Raw genomic sequence first — 16,877 nt, forward strand, 5'->3', positions numbered from 1 at the left:
TTCTGAGGTTAAATTAGATGAAGGAGAAGTACTCGTTTAAAGACTTAATCTCCATAATGGAGAAACTCCGCTCTCCAGAGGGGTGTCCTTGGGATAGGAAGCAGACTCATAAATCCCTTCTTCCCTATCTCATTGAGGAAACTTACGAAGTTGTTGATGCAGTTGAAAAGGGAAACGATGAGGAACTAAAGGAGGAGTTGGGAGACCTCCTTCTTCAGGTTGTTTTTCACTCACAGATTGCTAAGGAAAGGGGAAGTTTTAGTATAGACGATGTCATTGATTCGATTGCTAAAAAGCTCGTAAGAAGACATCCCCATGTTTTTGGAGACAGAACCGATATAAGAAGTGAAGAGGACGTTAACAGGGAGTGGGAGAAGTTAAAGGAGAAGGAAGGAAAGAAAAGGGAAAGCATCTTGGATGGAATTCCTAATTCACTTCCTGCACTGGAGAAAGCTTACAAACTCCAGAAGAGGGCTGAAAAGGTTGGCTTTGACTGGAAGAGCTTTAAAGGTATAAAGGAGAAGTTATTAGAGGAGCTCTCCGAAATTGAAAGGGAGTTGGAAAAAGGAAACAGAGAAAAGTTAGAGGAAGAAGTAGGGGACTTCCTCTTTATGGCTGTTAACCTTTCAAGGTTCTTAGGAATTCATCCTGAGATAGCTCTAAGGAAGGCAAACAGGAAGTTTGAGGAGAGATTCAGATTTATGGAAAGAATGGCAAAGGAGTTGGGAAAGAACTTAAAAGAAATGAACATTGATGAGATGGAGGAGCTCTGGCAGGAGGCAAAGAGAAGGGAAACAGTTGATAAGATTTCAAAAATACAAGAGGAGGAGTAATGCTCTTTAGAAAAATTTTATACCCGACCGATTTTTCAGAGCTTGCAGAGGTTTCAAAGGAGTACGTTAAGAAGCTAAAGGAGGCAAATGCAAAAGAGGTTGTTGTCCTTCATGTTATTCATCCCCTTGAGTTTTCACTTCCTCAGTTTGACGACCCTTTTGCTCTGGACGTTGCCACTATTTATGCTCACATACCCGAAATAGAGAAGGCCATTCTTAAGAAACACGAGGAGATGCTTAAAGAAACTGAAAAGGAACTTAAGGGATGTGGATTTTCTGTAAAGACGATTATGACAGTTGGAGACCCAAAGAGTGAAATTGTTAGGGTTGCTGAGGAGGAAAAGGTTAACGTTATTGTAATCGGATACCATGGAAAGGGAATTATAGAGAGAATCCTGGAGATGGGAAGCACAGCAAAGGCAGTTATAAGGGATGCTAAGTGTCCGGTTTTAGTTGTTAAGAAGGTGGAGGATTAGATGAAAAGGATAAAGGACATAAGGCCTTTAAAGTGGACCGGTAAATCTCTCCTCCTTTTAGACCAGAGAAAGCTTCCATTAAAGGAGGAGTGGATAGAGTGTACGACTTACGAATGTGTGGCCAAGGCCATTGAGGATATGGTAGTGAGGGGAGCTCCTGCAATTGGTGTTGTAGCCGCCTACGGTGTAGTTCTGGGAGCCAAGGAACTAACAGGAGAGGCAAAAAATTACGTTGAGTTTAAGGCAAAACTTGAAGTAATAGTAAACAGGCTTGCTGCGACGAGACCTACTGCCGTCAATCTCTTTTGGGCTTTAAGGAGAATGAAGAAAATTATTAACGCTGGTTCGGATATTTCTGATATAGTTCAAGCCCTTGAAACGGAAGCTATAAGTATTGAAAGGCAGGACGTTGAAACGAACAGAAAGATTGGTTACTTTGGAGCTGAGCTTCTTTCCTCAAGAGAGGTAATTTTAACTCACTGTAATACTGGAGCTCTGGCAACTGCAGGATACGGAACGGCTTTGGGAGTTGTAAGAGCAGCAGTTGAACTGGGCAAGGAAATTACAGTTTTTGTTGATGAAACGAGGCCTTACCTCCAAGGGGCAAGGTTAACTGCTTGGGAGCTCCAGCAGGAGGGAATTCCCTACTACTTAATTACAGACAGTATGGCAGGTTGGTTCATGTCCTTAGGTGAAATAACCTGCGTTATAGTTGGAGCTGATAGAGTTGCAAGAAACGGCGATACGGCAAACAAGATTGGTACCTACACGCTTTCGGTTCTTGCAAAGGAGCACGGAATACCTTTCTATGTAGCAGCTCCAACGTCAACATTTGACCTCTCAATAGACAGTGGAGTTGAGATTCCTATAGAGGAGAGAAATCCAGATGAGGTTCTCTACTGTCACTGCAGGGACTGTAGAATTGCTCCCTATGGAGCAAAGGTAAAGAATCCTGCATTTGATGTAACCCCCCATGAAAACATAACTGGGATTATTACGGAAAAGGGAGTCATAGTCTCTCCTAACGAGGAAACGATAGTTGAGTTCTTTGAGAAGGAGTAGAAGAGGAATTGTTCTCCTTATAGTCCTCTCAATGGTTGCGGCCGTTTCGGCCTTTCTCATTTCAATCTTTTACCTTTCAAGTTCAAACTTCAAAAAAACGGAAAGCTTAAGGGACTACACGGTTTCCTACCATGCTGCCGTTTCGGCTGTGAAGATTGCCCTCAAGTTTTTAAGAGAGGACAATAACGGATACGACGGCGTAGGTGATGACTGGGCTAAACCAATCTCCTACAACTACAGGGGAATCTTTGTTTCGATTAACATCTCCGACGAATGTGGTAAGCTAAACGTAAACAGGATAACCGATAAGAGGTACTACAACGTCGCTAAGAGGTTGTTCCAAAATTTAGGAGTTAATGGAGAGTTCTTAGACTGCCTCAAGGACTGGATAGACAGGGATAGTACACCCTCTCTCTATGGTGCAGAGAGTTACTACTACGAATCCTTAGGATACAAACCCTCAAATGCCCCGTTAAAGAGTTTGGGGGAAATTTACTACGTTAAGGGTTTTTCTGAGAGCGTTGTTAAAAAACTAAAAAAATACCTAACAGTTTACGGTAGTGGGAAGATAAACGTTAACTCAGCTCCAAAGGAGCTCCTAATGTCACTTTCAGATAGAATGACAGAGGATATTGCCGATAGTATAATTGAAGCCCGTCCGATAAAGAAGTTGGAGGACCTAAGGGAAATTGCAGGAATGGACAAGGAGCTCTACTACGAAATTCTACCTCTCATAACAAACAGGTGCGACTTCTTTGAGATTGATGTAACTTCATCGTACGGAGATTCTACTTCGGTTGTAAGGGCTTTTACAAGTAGAGGAAAAATCCTTGAATGGAAGGTTGTTGAATGATAGGAGTTGACTTTGGGAGCTCTCTAATAAAGTGGTTTGACGGTGAAAATTTCGGGGAGGGAATTCCCAAGGGGAACGTTTTTAACCTTGGCCTCTCATCCTCAGAGGTTTTTGTTAAGTTTTCGGAATATCCAATTTGCAGGGGAAGTAAGCTCAAGAAAATTATTCTGAACGACATCTCGTTGGAGCTCTCTGTGGATACCGATAAAGTTTCGGTTGCATTCTGCTCAACGGAAAGGGTAGAAAACGGCTGCAGATTTTTAATATTCGTTGAAAAGAAGGAGGCCTTTAACAGAATTCCCGAGGAGCTCCTCTCTCACTCCCAGGTTACCGTTGATATTTTGGGAGGGGTTAACGCCATTCTCCTAAACTTTACAGATACCTTTACTCTCATAGATGCAGGAAAGGGAAAGATTGCTGTTGTGAATGTTTTAGATGGAGTAATAAAGGGATGTGAAATTTTAAGGGGAGGATTTGACTACTATAAATCCGACCTTTCATTTTTAAGAGAACTCTTAAAGGGAGAGGTTTTCCTGTCTGGAGGTGGAGCTCTCTCTGAGGAGTTCAGGGGAGCTCTAAAGGAGATAACGAACTTTACAGTTCCTGAATTGGAGCCCTTTGGAGATAAAACTCCCCTCTACTTAAACGCCTACGGACTCTACAAATTCAGGAAATTTCCCTGTAAGGCCTACTTTAAGAGTGCTTCCCTCCTGTCATCGGAGTTTCTACAGAAGAATAAGAGGTCTCTGTTGTTTGCATCGGTCTCCGTTATCCTCTCACTATCCCTGATAACTGCCTCCGAGGTTTTGAACCTCTTAACGGCCAAGAGGGATTACTTAAACCTAAAGAGGAGTCTTAACAGAGAGTTATCAAAAATTTTAGGGGAGAGAGTTCTCGCTCCGGAGATACAGGTTCCTCAGAAACTTGAGAGCTTGGAGAAAATCTCAGAATTTTTAGGAATCGATACTCCCTCCATTCTCTTTTACATCGACAGAATTTCAAAGTCTGTCGTTTCCGGAATTAACGTTTTTTCCCTTGAGGGGGGAGTATCCTCAATGTCCTTTAAACTTAAGGGAAAAGCCGACAGCGATTCCTCGTTGGGCAAGTTCGTTGAAAATCTAAAGAGGAGCTTTTCAAAGGTTTCACTTTCGACGGAAAAGCAGGGAAAATCTGGAATTTCATTCACCATTCTCTTAGAGGTAAAAGGTGGAACTTGATAGACTAAAGGAGCTTTTTTTTGAGTACTTCTCATCACTTTCGGACAGGGAAAAGGGAGTTATTGCAGTAGGAGTTCCCCTTTTAATCGTCTTTCTCTACGTTCTTATCGTCTTAGTTCCGATTCTTAGCCAAAAGGAAACGTACGAGAGGAGAAAGGAACTTCTGATTAAAAAGACTTCGAACCTTAAGTCCCAGGTTGAGGAGCTCTACTGTTTAAAGAGGGAGCTAAAGCCGATTGAGGAGAAGTTGAGAAGGGGAGCAAACCTTGACGTTCCATCATTCCTAAAAACGGTCAGCAGGATGGTTGGTTTAAGGATTGATAAGGTTCAAATTCAACCGGGGGAAACGTACGAAGACTACGAAAGGGACAAGGTTTTGGTTAAGTTCAGTCAGGTTGAGCTTAATAAGGTTACGAGGTTCATAAACTCCCTTGAAAGGAGCTCCTACTACTTTAAGTCCGATAGCATCTCCGTTTCCGACTTTGATGGGGACGGCTTGGTTTCAGGAAAGGTTACCTTTCTCTTCTTTAGGAGAGTCAAATGAGGAAATTGGGTGGAGCTCTCCTCTTTGTCCTGTTTTTCCTCATTTCACTCTACCTAACCTTTCCCTTTGAGAGAATTGCTTTAGGAGTTTTACAGGAAGAGGGGATATATCCAAAGGAGTTAACATTCCACCACTTCCCTCCTGAATTTACAGCCAAAGAGGTTAGGTTAAATGGAATTAAAATAGAAAACATAGTTTTTAAACCGAGCTTGAGTTTTAAAGACTTTAAAGTTCTTGGAAACCTATGCTCAGGTAAGTTGGAGGTTGGTTTTAACAGAAAGCTCACAAACGTTAATTTCCACTTAGAAGGTCTAAAGTTAGATAGGTGCCCTTTAAAATCTGACGTTAAGGTAAAAGGAGCTCTAAACGGTAGTGGAAACTTACTCTTTGAAAAAGGATTTCTAAGAGGAGGAAGGGGAACTTTCAATTTGAGTGGTCTTAACTTGGAGAATCTCAACTTGGGGTTAATCTCCTACAAATTTCTCAGCTTGGGTAGTGGGGATATAAACTACAGAGTGTCGGGAAAGAACTACCTTAAGGTATTTGGAGAGCTCTCTGGGAAGGATGCAGACGTTAGCGTTAATGGAGGTATATCTGTTAATCTAAGAAATTTGAATAAAAGCTATCTGAGCTTTAGAGTTTCAGTTAAGTTAAAGACGGGAAACTTGAAGGGAAAGAGGTTTAACTTCAGAGTTCAGGGAAATCCCAATTCGTTAAGGTTCTTCTGATGTTTGACTTTCTAAGGGGAGTTGTCTTTAAAAAGTACTTAGACTCAATATCCCTACTTACCGGTGGAATAGGTTTTAAGGTTCACGTTCCAACTCATACTTTAAACGAGGTGGAGGAAGGGGAGGAAGTTGGCCTCTTTGTTGAACCGGTTTTTCCACCCGAAGGAACCCCGATTCTCTACGGATTTAAAACCTTAGAGGAGAGGGAGATATTCAGGGAGCTCCTCAAAATACCGAAGGTTGGAAGCAAAATAGCACTATCAGTTCTGTCCACGTTCTCTCCTGAGGAGCTCTATGAGATTTTCAAAACAAGGGATGTAGAGCTCCTCTCATCAGTTCCGGGCCTTGGAAAGAAACTTTCTGCGAGGATTATCAATGAGCTCTCTGGAAAGTTTGAAGGAGAGGTTTCAATACCTGTTGAGGTCTACGAGGTTCTTCTCTCCTTAGGTTATAAGAAGGGAGAAATCTTGAGTTCACTTAAGGGCATAAATTTAAGGGGAATGAGAACTGAGGATGCAGTTAAGGAGGCACTTAAACACCTTTCAGGGAATAGAGGTTGATAGAGAGACCTAAGAGCTTTGAAGAGTTTTTAGGACAGGAGAGTGCAAAGAGGGTTTTAAAGGTTGCAGTTGAGTCTGCAAAGATAAGAGGAGAGCCCTTAGACCACGTTCTCTTCTACGGTCCTCCGGGAACGGGTAAAACCACCCTCTCTCACATAATTGCAAACGAGCTTAACGCCGAAATCAAGGTTGTCTCTGCTCCAACGATTGAGAGGAAGGGAGACCTTTTAGGTTTACTCACTACGCTGAACGAGGGGGACGTTCTCTTCATAGATGAGATTCACAGGCTAAACAGGGCAGTAGAGGAGACCCTCTACTCTGCAATGGAGGACTTTAAAGTTGACATCGTTACAGGGAGCAGAGCAACAGCAGTAACTATAGAGCTCCCTAAGTTTACACTTGTTGGGGCAACAACGAGGTTAAACTTACTAACCCCTCCCCTCCGTTCAAGGTTTGGGATAATCTGCAGACTGGAGCTCTACTCTAAGGAGGAGATGGAGGAAATTGCCCGCTCTGCTTCTAAGAAGTTGGGGATATCGTTCACTGGAGGAGCTCTCAAATTAGTTTCAGGTTGTGGAAGGGGAACACCGAGGATTCTCCTCCAGATTCTAAAGAGAATCAGGGACTACTCTGTGGTTCACGGCTGGAGGATTGTAGATGAGGATGGAGTTAGGAAGGTTTTAGAGGAATTAGGCATAGACGAATTGGGGCTTGACAGACTTGACAGAAAAATCCTTGAAACGATAGCTGAAAAGTTCAATGGAGGCCCAGTCGGAATAGGTACCCTCTCCTCCGTTTTGAACGAGGATACAGATACGATAGAAAACGTCCACGAACCCTACCTAATTGAGATGGGACTTATCGTGAGGACCCCAAGGGGAAGGAAAATAACGGAAAAGGGGCTGGAGGTCATAGGAAAAACCTACCAGCCCTCACTCTTTAGAGATTAATCTGTTTAACCTCTAATATCTCCGGAATTTCCCTTATTTCATTTAGAGCTTCCTCAGGAACGTCATCGTCAACCAAAATTACTCCCTTAGCCTCCTTCCCCTTCTCCGTTCTACCCAACTGAAATCCTGCAATGTTTACGCTGTACTTTCCTAAAATTGAACCCAACTTTCCTATAACTCCGGGAACGTCAAAGTTCTTAATCAGTAGAAGTTTCCCTTCAGGAGTGAGGTCAAAGAGAAATCCGTTTATTTCAACTATCTTAGGGAACGTATCGTCCATAACGGTTCCGGAAACCGTAAACTCCTCTCCACTTTTTCCTCTGCAGATAACCTTTATGAGCTTTTTAAAGTTTATTCCCTCCTCCCTCTTCACCTCAACAACTGAAATCCCCTTCTCCTTTGCCAAAAATGGAGCATTTATCAAGTTAACCGGAATGTCCACAACCTTTTGTAGAAATCCCTTTAAAAATGCAGTTGTTAGGGGTTTAAGGTCCTCTCCTAAATCCCCCCTAAATTCAAGAACAATCTCCTTTGCCCTTGAGCAGGCTACCTGAACGGCAAACGTTCCAAGTTTTTCTGCAAGCTCCATAAACGGCTTTAAAACCTTTGCTGCAGCAGTGTCCTCAAATGGAGCATTAACTGCAAACTCAACCTCCTCTCCCCTTAAAGCAGATAGAACCTGATTAGCGATTATCACGGCAACGTTTGTCTGTGATTCAAATGTGTTTGCACCTATGTGGGGTGTAACAATAATGTTTGGAGCATCTAAGAGGATGTTGTCCGTTGCAGGTTCCTTTGTAAATACATCGACAGCTGCAGCCCTAACCTTTCCGCTTACAAGGGCTTCGTAGAGGTCCCTTTCATTAATTATTCCTCCCCTTGCAATGTTGAGGAGGATTACACCATCCTTCATCTTCTCAATTTCCCTCTTCGTAATCATGTTTCTCGTCTCATCTGTCAGCGGAGTGTGAACAGTTATGATGTCTGAGCGGCGGAGGAGCTCCTCTAAATCGTCAACAAGCTCAACCCCCAACCTCTCTGCCTTTTCCCTCTTTATGTAGGGGTCGTATGCAATAACCTTCATGTCAAAGGCCTTTGCCCTTATACCGACCCTTGAGCCTATCCTTCCGAATCCGATTATTCCTAACGTTTTCCCTGCAAGCTCAACACCCATAAACTTCTTTCTGTCCCACTTCCTCTCCTCTTTGAGGGATTTGTGGGCGTAGGGAATGAGCCTTGCAGCCGAAATCATCATTCCCATTGTGTGTTCCGTCGCTGCAAGTGTGTTTCCCGTAGGAGCGTTTACTACTAAGATTCCTCTCCTTGAGGCTGCTTCAAGGTCTATGTTGTCAACACCAACGCCTGCCCTTCCTACGACCTTTAACTTTTTCCTCCTCTCAAGGAGCTCCTCCGTCACAGGAGTACCGCTCCTTGTAATAAGCGCATCGTACTCTGGGATTATCTCCAAAATCCTTTCAAAGTTTCTAAAGAGCTCAGGGTCGTATGTCAGTTCAACGTCCGGCTGCTTTCTTAGGAGCTCTATCCCGGGCTCTGCTATATGTTCAGTTATGAGAATTTTGAACTTTTCCATTTTTTCCTCCTATCTTTCGTTAGGGCAAAAGATTATACTGCATTGAAGAGAAACCTTAGAATGTTTGTTGCATAACTCCCTTTAGGAAGTTCAAATTTTAGAAGGAGGCCTTCACCCTTTAATTCAAAGTGGAAGTTTTTAGGCTTTACCATTGTTCTTCTCTTGAATCTGTGAAAGAGTGAAATGTAATTTTTCAGAGATTTTTCGTTTAGTTGAATTCTCTCTACAATTTCACTGTACTCTTTTGAAAATGGAATGTAGGATGGAATTTCTCCAGGAACCTCTATCTTCTCCTTTGGATAAAGGAGCTCTCCCATTCTGTACTTTAACTTGAACGTTTCAACGTTACTCCCTTCAATGATTTCCCTTAGTTTTTCGTTGAACATAAAACTCTGAAGGACGTTGATTTGGAACTCAATTTCGCTCTTTGGAATTAAACGGAAGGCCTTCTTTAAATCTCCTCCCTTTAGCAAGAACTCTGCTACTCTTTTCCTCCAGCCTCTTAAGTAGGTCAGAGCTCCCTCATAGTTCCTTTCCAAAAATAGCCTCTTTCCCCTCCTCTCCCTTGAGTTTTCAAATCCCGCAGGTTGAAACAGAAACTTCAGTGCCTCCTCCAGTTCGTCTAAAAGCTGGACGAAGAGCTTCCCTTTTCTTGAGGATGTAAACCTCTGCTCTCCGTAGTAGTTGGGAATGCCGATATCCTTTAAGATTCTTAACCTTTCTCCGTCAATTTTAAAGGTATCCCTTACCAAGATTTCAAACCTGTTTCCTAAGACAACCTCTCTCACGCTTTTTTTAAGGAAGCCGACCTCAGAAAGTGAGAGATTTTTCTCTTTGATTTCTCTAAGCCTAAATTTCTTAGGAACTGAAATATACTGGAGTGTTTCTGCATTCTTGTCCTTTTTTCCACCGTAGGAAATTTCCCTTAATGGAACTCTGCTTAATTTTGAAATTCTCCTGAGTGCCTCCTCTGTTTCAAGTCCCCTCTTTTTAAGGAGGTATGCCCTGTAACTACCTTCATTAGAGGGTTTTTCGGACAAAATTTCCTCGACTTTAAAATCTTCTGGTTTAAACTTTATCCTCACAGTTCATCCCTAAAACTACAGAAATCGCTTCCTCCTTCGTTTTCACCTTTCCAACTGCCTGGAGCTCTAAAAGTTTCTCCTTAATAACTCCAACGCACCTGTTGGGTCTATCGTATCCCTTTATCTCCATTATTTCCCTTCCTGAAAGGAGAGGTTTTAAATTCATCAGTCTCTCCCTGTAGAATTGAACTAAGTACTTTACAAACTTCTCGTATTCGAGGAGTTTCTTGAACATTTCCTCAGATGTAGCTCCAAAGTCTGCAACTGAAAGGAGAAGAGTATGGAGGAAGTACTCCCTTGTATCCCTGAAGAGCCTGTAAATTGCCCTCTCCGTCAGATTCCCCTTTCTGTAAAGGTCGTACAGGAAAAAAGGCCTAAGATGGTTTCTCACGACGATAAACCCCATCCTCCCTGCCTTCTTGCCAAATCCAAGCCTTAGTAGAGCTCCCTTTGTAATTTCGGCTCCTACCTTATCGTGGTTGTAAAAGGTCAATCTTCCGTTTATCTCCTTAACAGTTAAGGGTTTACCAACATCGTGGTAGAGGGCAGTTAACTTTAGGCACTCCCTATCAGAGAAGTTTGGAATAAGTTCGATTGAACCTAAAGAGCTTGAAAGCTCACCCAAAATTTCACCTGCTTTTTTGAAAACGTATTCCTCCAAGAGCTCAACAGTTTTCAGTGTATGCTCCTTTAGATTGTACTGGTGGAGCCCAGAGGGCGGAATTTTCTCAATTCCTGAAAGTTCCCCAAATATTCCGTAAAAAACCTCCAAGCTGTCAAAGTCCCTTAAAGCCATTGAGAACTTTTCGCTTCTTAGGATTTTTAAAAGCTCCTCCCTCACCCTTTCAACGGGGGACTCTGAGAGCTCCCTCTCCTTTCCCTTTGACTGCTCGATAAAGGAACTGTGGTAACTAAAATCGAGCTGAACTCTAAACCTTACTCCTCTAACAATTCTTACAGGGTCGTCAGAAATTGAGGTTTCGTAGGCAGGCCTTATTAACCCCTTCTGTAAATCCTCAAATCCGCCGGTCGGGTCAATCAAGAGGACATCATCGTTAAACGGAAGGAAGAGCTCCCTGAAGTCAACCCCTATTGCGTTTATTGTAAAGTCCCTCTTCCTTAAATCCTCCTCAATGCTCCCCCCCCAGAGGTTAGAGACGTCAATCCTGAAGTAATCGCCAACGAACGAAAATACCCTCTTTTCCCTTTCAAATGAGAAGGGCTTTCTCTTTAACCTTTCGCCTATACACTTAACAATTCTTTCTAAATCATCTGAGGTTACAAGGTCAATGTCCGTAAATTCCTTCCTAATCCCTAGGAGCCTATCCCTAACAAATCCTCCAACTATGTAGCAGGAATTGAAACACTCCGATATCCTTTCTAACTTAGGATGGTAGAAGGTTAACTTATGAACTCTCTTCTCCATAAATTCTCCTTGGAGGTCGTTTTGGAAATTCTAAGGGCAGAAAACTTAGTAAAAGTTTACAAAACGGAGAGCGATGAAGTAGTAGCCCTCAAAGGGGTAAATATATCACTAAAAGAGGGGGAGTTTTCCCTTTTGATGGGGGCATCAGGTTCGGGAAAGTCCACCCTCCTACACATCTTAGGAACCCTTGACAGACCGACGGAAGGAAAGGTTTACTACAGGGAGAGGGAAATTTTTACACTCCCTGAAAGGGAGATTGCAACATTTAGGAACAGAAAAGTAGGCTTTGTATTCCAGTTTCACTACTTGATAGGGGAGCTCTCCCTCCTCGAAAACGTGATGGTTCCTCTACTGATAGGAGGAGTTTCTGAAAGGGAGGCAAGGATTAGAGCGGAGGAGGTATTGAAATCTGTAGGACTTGGACATAGATTATCTCACAAACCGTTTGAGGTTTCTGGAGGAGAGAAGCAGAGAGCAGCAGTAGCAAGGGCTCTCGTCACCAACCCTGAAGTTGTTCTTGCAGATGAGCCAACCGGAAACCTTGATTCTCAGGCCTCCCACTCTGTGCTCTCCCTCATGAAGGAGCTCAACAGGGAACTTGGCACCACGTTCCTCATAGCTACACACAACAGGGAGCTGGAAACTTACGCAGATAGAATATACTTTATAAAGGATGGAGTAATAGTTTCTTAAACCAAATTTAAGGAGAGTTTATGTTTGAAAGATTTACGCAAAAGGCAAGGAAAATTATAATCAACGCTAAAGAACAGGCCGTTGCTCTAAGGTGTGAAAAACTTGGAACTGAACATATTCTTCTTGCCCTTTTAAGGGATGATGAAATTACAAATCAAATTCTATCAAAGTACAACATCTCAAAGCCAAGAATTCAGGAAATCATAATTTCTCAGGTTCAACCTGCCACCTACGACGTTGATATAAACACAATAACATTTTCAACAGAGGCAAGAAGGGTATTGGAACACGCCCTTGAGGAGTCAAAGATTTTAGGCCATGCCTACGTTGGCCCCGAACACCTATTTATAGCTCTTGCAAAGGAAAAGTTAGGTCTTGCAGGCAGGATACTTAGAAGTTACGGTTTGGACCACTACACACTGAGACGTGAGGTTTCTAACCTCTTAAGGGGAATTACAAACGAGAAGAAATCCTCAAGGAAGTCTGACACACCAAACCTTGATAAGTTCGGAAGGGATTTAACGAAACTTGCAAGGGAAGGGAAGTTAGACCCCGTTATAGGAAGGGAGAGGGAGATAGAGAGAGTCACCCATATCCTTGCAAGAAGGAGGAAGAACAACCCCGTTCTCATTGGAGAGCCCGGAGTGGGTAAAACTGCAATTGTTGAAGGCCTGGCAATCAAAATTGCAAAGGGAGACGTTCCGGAGAAGCTAAAGGATAAGAGGATTGTTTCTCTTGATATGGCCTCATTGGTTGCAGGGACAAAGTACCGTGGTCAGTTTGAGGAGAGGTTAAAGGCAATTGTTAAAGAGCTTGAGAACAACAGAAACGTTATCCTCTTTATCGACGAAATTCACACGTTGGTTGGAGCCGGAGCTGCAGAGGGCTCAATGGATGCATCAAACATCCTGAAACCCTCACTTTCAAGGGGAGAGATTCAGGTAATTGGGGCTACAACTATAGATGAGTACAGAAAGCACATCGAAAAGGACGGAGCTCTTGAAAGGAGATTCCAGCCTGTGATGGTTGAGGAACCATCCATAGAGGATACGATAGAAATACTCAAAGGTTTGAGGAAAAAGTTTGAGGAGTTCCACAACGTCATAATAACTGACGGTGCAATAGAGAGGGCTGTAAAACTTTCTGTCAGGTACATAAACGACAGGAAACTTCCCGATAAGGCGATAGACATAATTGATGAGGCAGGGGCAAAAGCCCAGCTTGAAATTAGTGCAAAAAACACAAAAGAAAAGGAGATAGAGGAGGAAATTGAAAAGGTAAGGGCTATGAAGGAAGAGGCCCTTACAATGGCAGAGTACGAGAGAGCTCACGAGTACAAGCAGATGGAGCTCCGTCTCATGGCGGAACTTGAGGAGGTTAGGAGAAAGAGCAGAAACGAAAGGGCCTCACAGAAAACGATTATTGATGAATCAAAGGTAGAGGAGATAGTTGCAAGTTGGACAGGAATTCCCGTTCAGCAGCTGCAGGAGAAGGAGGCGGAGAAGCTACTTAAGTTGGAGTCGGAGCTCCACAAGAGGGTTGTCGGCCAGGAGGAGGCAGTTAGTGCAGTAGCAAGGGCCATAAAACGCTCAAGACTTGGAATCAGGTCTAACGTTAACAGACCCATTGGAAGCTTCCTCTTCTTAGGACCAACCGGTGTAGGTAAGACGGAGCTTGCAAAAGCCCTTGCAGAGTACCTCTTTGGAGACGAGAAGTCAATGGTAAGAATTGACATGTCCGAGTACATGGAGAAACACACAGTATCGAGGTTAATCGGAGCTCCTCCTGGATACGTAGGATACGAGGAAGGTGGACAGTTAACGGAGGCAGTCAGGAGAAGACCCTACAGCGTAATTCTCTTAGATGAGATAGAGAAGGCTCACCCAGACGTTCTAAACATTCTCCTCCAAATTATGGAGGATGGAAGGTTAACGGACGGACTCGGAAGAACAGTCTCATTTACAAATACGATTATCATCATGACGAGTAACTTAGGAGCTAAACACCTCATCTCAGCTCAGAGGGGAATGGGATTTGAGGTAAGCGACGGTAAAGAGGAGGAGCGTTCATTTGAGAGGATGAAGTCCCACGTCCTTGACGAGGTTAAGAGGTTCTTTAAGCCTGAGTTTATAAACAGGCTTGACGGAATAGTTGTCTTCCATCCTCTTACAAGAGAGGACGTTAAGGAGATTGTCAGGAGACAGGTTGAAAGGTTGAACAGGGAGCTCTCAGAGAGGAACCTAAAGGTTCACGTTACAAACAGGTTTGTTGAGTACGTTGTTGATAAGGAGTTCAGGAAGGAGTACGGGGCAAGGACGATTAGGAGAGCTCTCCAGAACCTCATTGAAGACAGGCTTACCGACGAAATCCTCATGGGAAGGTTCACAGAAGGTGGAGAAGTCATTTTTGACGTAACTCCTAAGGGAAGAATTTCAGTGAGGGAGAAGAAGAAGAGGAAGAAGGAGACAACCGGAGTTAAGTAATGAGGCGGTTCAAAATAGACAGGGTCAAGAACGGCGAGGCCTTCCTGAGGGGACAGGAGGCCCGCCATGCCCTTAAAGTTTTGAGATTAAAAAAGGGAGACGAAATATTTGTTTTCGACGGTGAGGGTAGGGAGTACTTAGCCGTTATAGATGCAGCATCCCCAACATCTGTAAAGGTGAAAATATTAGAGGAAACAAACGTTAACAGGGACAGTCCCTTAAAGTCAACCCTCTTTATGGGAATAACGAACAAGGTTCAGAAGTTTGAGCTTGCAGTTCAAAAGGTAACAGAGTTAGGCGTAACCGAAATTGTTCCGGTAATCTGTAAGCGCTCCTCAACTGCCCAGCTTGTAAAGAACTGGGACAATAAGTTGAGAAGGTGGAGGGAGATATCGATAAATGCTGCAAAGCAGTGTGGAAGGAATGTTCTCCCTGAAATCCGCACTCCCATCAGATTGGAGGATGTAGAGGTCGATTCGGAGCTCTCCTTTGTCCTATGGGAAAAGGGAGGAAAGTCATTTAAGGACTTTCAGGGATACTCTGCGAACTCTGTTTCGTTCTTAGTGGGCCCTGAAGGGGGACTTGAGAGGGAGGAAATTGAGGTTTTGGAGAAGAAGGGTTTTAAACCAATCTACCTTGGAAAGAGAATACTTAGGGCAGAAACTGCAGCAGTTGCTGGAATGGCAATTATTCAGTTTATCTGGGGGGATTTAGGATAGTGGAAGTTTTAGCAGAGAGAAAAATTGGAGATAAAGTACTGAAAGTTGTTTTAGGCGACATAACGAACGAGAGTACAGAGGCAATAGTAAATGCCGCAAACAGTCTGTTGAGGCACGGTGGGGGTGTAGCTGGAGCTATCGTCAGAAAGGGGGGATACGAAATTCAGAAGGAAAGTGACAAAATTGTAGAAAAGTTTGGTCCTGTTCCCGTAGGTAAGGCTGTCTATACAGGAGCAGGAAAATTAAAGGCAAAGTACGTAATCCACACGGTTGGTCCTGTATGGGGAGAGGGAAACGAGGAGGAAAAACTTAGGAGTGCAGTAAGGTCTTCTCTTGAAGTTGCAGAGAAATTGGGGATAAAATCGGTAGCCCTTCCGGCAATAAGCACGGGGATTTTTGGCTATCCAAAGGAGGAGGGAACTAAAGTTATCCTTGAGGAAGTTGCAAAGTTCTTAAAAGAGAGGAAAAATTCATCCCTAAAAGAGGTTCACCTGACAAATATTGATAGGAAAACAGCGGAGCTCTTTGTTAAACATTTAAACAATTTAATTAGTTAACAGTTTTAGTACGCCTTCACTATCTCCTTCATCTAAAAACTTCCTTCGGAGTTCAGGGTTTTCCTCTTTTATAGCCTTGTGGCACTTTACACACTTCTTTATTACCCTATGGGCAGGTGAAGAGCTCATTACTTTTCTGTAGGAGTGGCAGTCAAAACAATCTGCACCACATTTGTCCATTCCTTTTGTAGAGTGGTTCGGATGGCAGTTTGTACAGGTAGATATAACCTTATGTTCCTTGTCCTTAGGAATATTGCTGTGGCATTGGTAACAGTCGCTACTGCAGGCAAAGGAAATTGAAGAGAAAAGAGTAGAAAGAAAAAGAGATAAGACCAACCTTCTCAAATCTTAACCTCTTTTAAATTGAAGAAGTTTGGAAGGAAGGATTACCACCTTCCTCCCCAGCCGAATCTCCAACCTCTTCCGGCTCCTCTGCCTCTTCCAAACCAACCTGCTCCACGTCCTCTACCAAATCCTCTTCCGCACCACCAGCCTCTTCCTGCTCCACGTCCGGCAGGAACATCTGCTCTAACTATATTCTCGCTTCCACACTTAGGACACTTTACCATCCAACGGGGTTTGCCAAAGGGTTCCTCAAACTCGTGCCCACAGTCTAAACACTTAAACTTTCTCTTTGGAACTACTTCCATAGTTAGTACCTCCTAACTTAGATTCAATTTTAATTTATTACTTAATGATTAAAATTTCAATAGTTTGCTCCGATTCGTGTTGAAGTTCAGAAAGAAGGTGGACACCCTAAAATAAGATTTGAACTCCAACAAAAGGAGGTGTCCACCAATGAAACAATTAAAGAAATTCAAAGGAACATCCCTGCACATATCAAATACACCCTTCAAAAAAACAATCAAAAGAGGAACGAAAATCAAAACCAAACTCGACCTAACAAAAGACCCAAACGTGAGAAAAAGACTTAAATGGATTCAACACTACGAAAAACACCAAAATGCAAGACTAACCTGCAGATACTTCGGAATAAGTCCAACTACCTTCTACAAATGGAAAAATAGATACAAAAAGTACGGTTTAGAAGGCCTCAAAGACAGAAACAAAAGACCCCACAGAGTAAGACAACCTCAGAT

The 16,877-nt window shown here is 43.1% G+C and carries 19 protein-coding genes; 14 read left to right on the top strand and 5 right to left on the bottom strand.

Features of this window, described 5'->3' with window-relative positions:
• The first annotated feature begins 17 nt into the window (after positions 1-17).
• From mazG to ruvB, 9 genes are read left to right on the top strand one after another with little or no spacing between them, the layout of a single operon-like run.
• On the top strand, positions 18-833 hold the full coding sequence (gene mazG, locus FN732_RS05400) for a nucleoside triphosphate pyrophosphohydrolase (protein ID WP_142935547.1): 816 nt from the start codon (positions 18-20) through the stop codon (positions 831-833).
• Positions 833-1,309 (top strand): universal stress protein, encoded by a 477-nt coding sequence (locus tag FN732_RS05405; protein WP_142935548.1) that lies wholly within the window; start codon positions 833-835, stop codon positions 1,307-1,309. Before mazG ends, FN732_RS05405 begins: the two co-directional genes overlap by 1 nt.
• Complete coding sequence (gene mtnA / locus FN732_RS05410) at positions 1,310-2,371, top strand: S-methyl-5-thioribose-1-phosphate isomerase (protein WP_142935549.1); 1,062 nt, start codon at positions 1,310-1,312, stop codon at positions 2,369-2,371.
• The gene (gene gspK / locus FN732_RS05415; protein WP_246051341.1) at positions 2,349-3,224 is read left to right on the top strand and encodes a type II secretion system minor pseudopilin GspK; all 876 of its coding nucleotides are present in this window, start codon (positions 2,349-2,351) and stop codon (positions 3,222-3,224) included. The genes mtnA and gspK overlap by 23 nt, the downstream gene beginning before the upstream one ends.
• Positions 3,221-4,441, top strand: a complete 1,221-nt coding sequence (locus FN732_RS05420; protein ID WP_142935550.1) for a hypothetical protein — start codon at positions 3,221-3,223, stop codon at positions 4,439-4,441. The genes gspK and FN732_RS05420 overlap by 4 nt, the downstream gene beginning before the upstream one ends.
• Positions 4,431-4,985: a type II secretion system protein GspM gene (gspM, locus tag FN732_RS05425; RefSeq protein ID WP_142935551.1), complete on the top strand. Its 555-nt coding sequence runs from the start codon at positions 4,431-4,433 to the stop codon at positions 4,983-4,985. Before FN732_RS05420 ends, gspM begins: the two co-directional genes overlap by 11 nt.
• Positions 4,982-5,713, top strand: a complete 732-nt coding sequence (locus FN732_RS05430; protein WP_142935552.1) for a hypothetical protein — start codon at positions 4,982-4,984, stop codon at positions 5,711-5,713. Before gspM ends, FN732_RS05430 begins: the two co-directional genes overlap by 4 nt.
• Entirely contained in the window at positions 5,713-6,273 is a 561-nt protein-coding gene (gene ruvA, locus FN732_RS05435; RefSeq protein WP_142935553.1) for a Holliday junction branch migration protein RuvA, read from the top strand. The genes FN732_RS05430 and ruvA overlap by 1 nt, the downstream gene beginning before the upstream one ends.
• Positions 6,270-7,223 carry a Holliday junction branch migration DNA helicase RuvB gene (gene ruvB / locus FN732_RS05440; RefSeq protein WP_142935554.1) on the top strand — a complete coding sequence of 318 codons (954 nt, stop codon included), beginning with the start codon at positions 6,270-6,272 and terminating at the stop codon, positions 7,221-7,223. Before ruvA ends, ruvB begins: the two co-directional genes overlap by 4 nt.
• Here the strand turns inward: ruvB and serA are convergent.
• From serA to FN732_RS05455, 3 genes are read right to left on the bottom strand one after another with little or no spacing between them, the layout of a single operon-like run.
• Positions 7,213-8,814, bottom strand: a complete 1,602-nt coding sequence (serA, locus tag FN732_RS05445) for a phosphoglycerate dehydrogenase (protein WP_142935555.1) — start codon at positions 8,812-8,814, stop codon at positions 7,213-7,215. The two genes, ruvB and serA, sit on opposite strands and share 11 nt — an antisense overlap.
• Before the next feature lie 32 nt (positions 8,815-8,846).
• The gene (gene truD, locus FN732_RS05450; protein WP_142935556.1) at positions 8,847-9,899 is read right to left on the bottom strand and encodes a tRNA pseudouridine(13) synthase TruD; all 1,053 of its coding nucleotides are present in this window, start codon (positions 9,897-9,899) and stop codon (positions 8,847-8,849) included.
• The gene (locus tag FN732_RS05455) at positions 9,883-11,325 is read right to left on the bottom strand and encodes an HD domain-containing protein (protein WP_142935557.1); all 1,443 of its coding nucleotides are present in this window, start codon (positions 11,323-11,325) and stop codon (positions 9,883-9,885) included. The genes truD and FN732_RS05455 overlap by 17 nt, the downstream gene beginning before the upstream one ends.
• Here FN732_RS05455 and FN732_RS05460 point away from each other — a divergent pair.
• The 4 genes from FN732_RS05460 to FN732_RS05475 are packed head-to-tail and all read left to right on the top strand — an operon-like array spanning position 11,308 to position 15,777.
• A complete protein-coding gene (locus FN732_RS05460) occupies positions 11,308-12,018 on the top strand; it encodes an ABC transporter ATP-binding protein (protein ID WP_246051342.1) in 711 nt (236 codons plus the stop codon). The two genes, FN732_RS05455 and FN732_RS05460, sit on opposite strands and share 18 nt — an antisense overlap.
• A gap of 20 nt (positions 12,019-12,038) precedes the next feature.
• Positions 12,039-14,501 carry an ATP-dependent Clp protease ATP-binding subunit gene (locus tag FN732_RS05465; protein ID WP_142935558.1) on the top strand — a complete coding sequence of 821 codons (2,463 nt, stop codon included), beginning with the start codon at positions 12,039-12,041 and terminating at the stop codon, positions 14,499-14,501.
• Positions 14,501-15,220: a 16S rRNA (uracil(1498)-N(3))-methyltransferase gene (locus FN732_RS05470; protein ID WP_142935559.1), complete on the top strand. Its 720-nt coding sequence runs from the start codon at positions 14,501-14,503 to the stop codon at positions 15,218-15,220. Before FN732_RS05465 ends, FN732_RS05470 begins: the two co-directional genes overlap by 1 nt.
• Positions 15,220-15,777, top strand: coding sequence for a macro domain-containing protein (locus tag FN732_RS05475; protein ID WP_142935560.1), 558 nt, complete (start codon positions 15,220-15,222; stop codon positions 15,775-15,777). The genes FN732_RS05470 and FN732_RS05475 overlap by 1 nt, the downstream gene beginning before the upstream one ends.
• On the opposite strand, the gene FN732_RS05480 is transcribed toward FN732_RS05475, so the two are convergent.
• Both FN732_RS05480 and FN732_RS05485 read right to left on the bottom strand, forming a co-directional pair.
• Positions 15,766-16,122, bottom strand: coding sequence for a hypothetical protein (locus FN732_RS05480; protein ID WP_185954256.1), 357 nt, complete (start codon positions 16,120-16,122; stop codon positions 15,766-15,768). The two genes, FN732_RS05475 and FN732_RS05480, sit on opposite strands and share 12 nt — an antisense overlap.
• A 41-nt stretch (positions 16,123-16,163) precedes the next feature.
• Entirely contained in the window at positions 16,164-16,427 is a 264-nt protein-coding gene (locus FN732_RS05485; RefSeq protein WP_142935561.1) for a hydrogenase maturation nickel metallochaperone HypA, read from the bottom strand.
• Between the two features lie 148 nt (positions 16,428-16,575).
• Here FN732_RS05485 and FN732_RS05490 point away from each other — a divergent pair.
• Positions 16,576-16,877 (top strand): helix-turn-helix domain-containing protein (locus FN732_RS05490; RefSeq protein WP_142933554.1); only part of this gene is annotated, 302 nt, incomplete at its 3' end.

It is taken from the genome of Balnearium lithotrophicum (genome assembly GCF_900182585.1).
Lineage (GTDB): Bacteria > Aquificota > Aquificia > Desulfurobacteriales > Desulfurobacteriaceae > Balnearium > Balnearium lithotrophicum.

Bases quoted from the DNA above. Each gene is read 5' to 3' on its own strand.
- mazG (WP_142935547.1), top strand. From the start codon at position 18: ATGAAGGAGAAGTACTCGTTTAAAGACTTAATCTCCATAATGGAGAAA.
- FN732_RS05405 (WP_142935548.1), top strand. From the start codon at position 833: ATGCTCTTTAGAAAAATTTTATACCCGACCGATTTTTCAGAGCTTGCA.
- mtnA (WP_142935549.1), top strand. From the start codon at position 1,310: ATGAAAAGGATAAAGGACATAAGGCCTTTAAAGTGGACCGGTAAATCT.
- FN732_RS05420 (WP_142935550.1), top strand. From the start codon at position 3,221: ATGATAGGAGTTGACTTTGGGAGCTCTCTAATAAAGTGGTTTGACGGT.
- FN732_RS05430 (WP_142935552.1), top strand. From the start codon at position 4,982: ATGAGGAAATTGGGTGGAGCTCTCCTCTTTGTCCTGTTTTTCCTCATT.
- ruvA (WP_142935553.1), top strand. From the start codon at position 5,713: ATGTTTGACTTTCTAAGGGGAGTTGTCTTTAAAAAGTACTTAGACTCA.
- serA (WP_142935555.1), bottom strand. From the start codon at position 8,814: ATGGAAAAGTTCAAAATTCTCATAACTGAACATATAGCAGAGCCCGGG.
- FN732_RS05460 (WP_246051342.1), top strand. From the start codon at position 11,308: ATGAACTCTCTTCTCCATAAATTCTCCTTGGAGGTCGTTTTGGAAATT.
- FN732_RS05455 (WP_142935557.1), bottom strand. From the start codon at position 11,325: ATGGAGAAGAGAGTTCATAAGTTAACCTTCTACCATCCTAAGTTAGAA.
- FN732_RS05465 (WP_142935558.1), top strand. From the start codon at position 12,039: ATGTTTGAAAGATTTACGCAAAAGGCAAGGAAAATTATAATCAACGCT.
- FN732_RS05470 (WP_142935559.1), top strand. From the start codon at position 14,501: ATGAGGCGGTTCAAAATAGACAGGGTCAAGAACGGCGAGGCCTTCCTG.
- FN732_RS05485 (WP_142935561.1), bottom strand. From the start codon at position 16,427: ATGGAAGTAGTTCCAAAGAGAAAGTTTAAGTGTTTAGACTGTGGGCAC.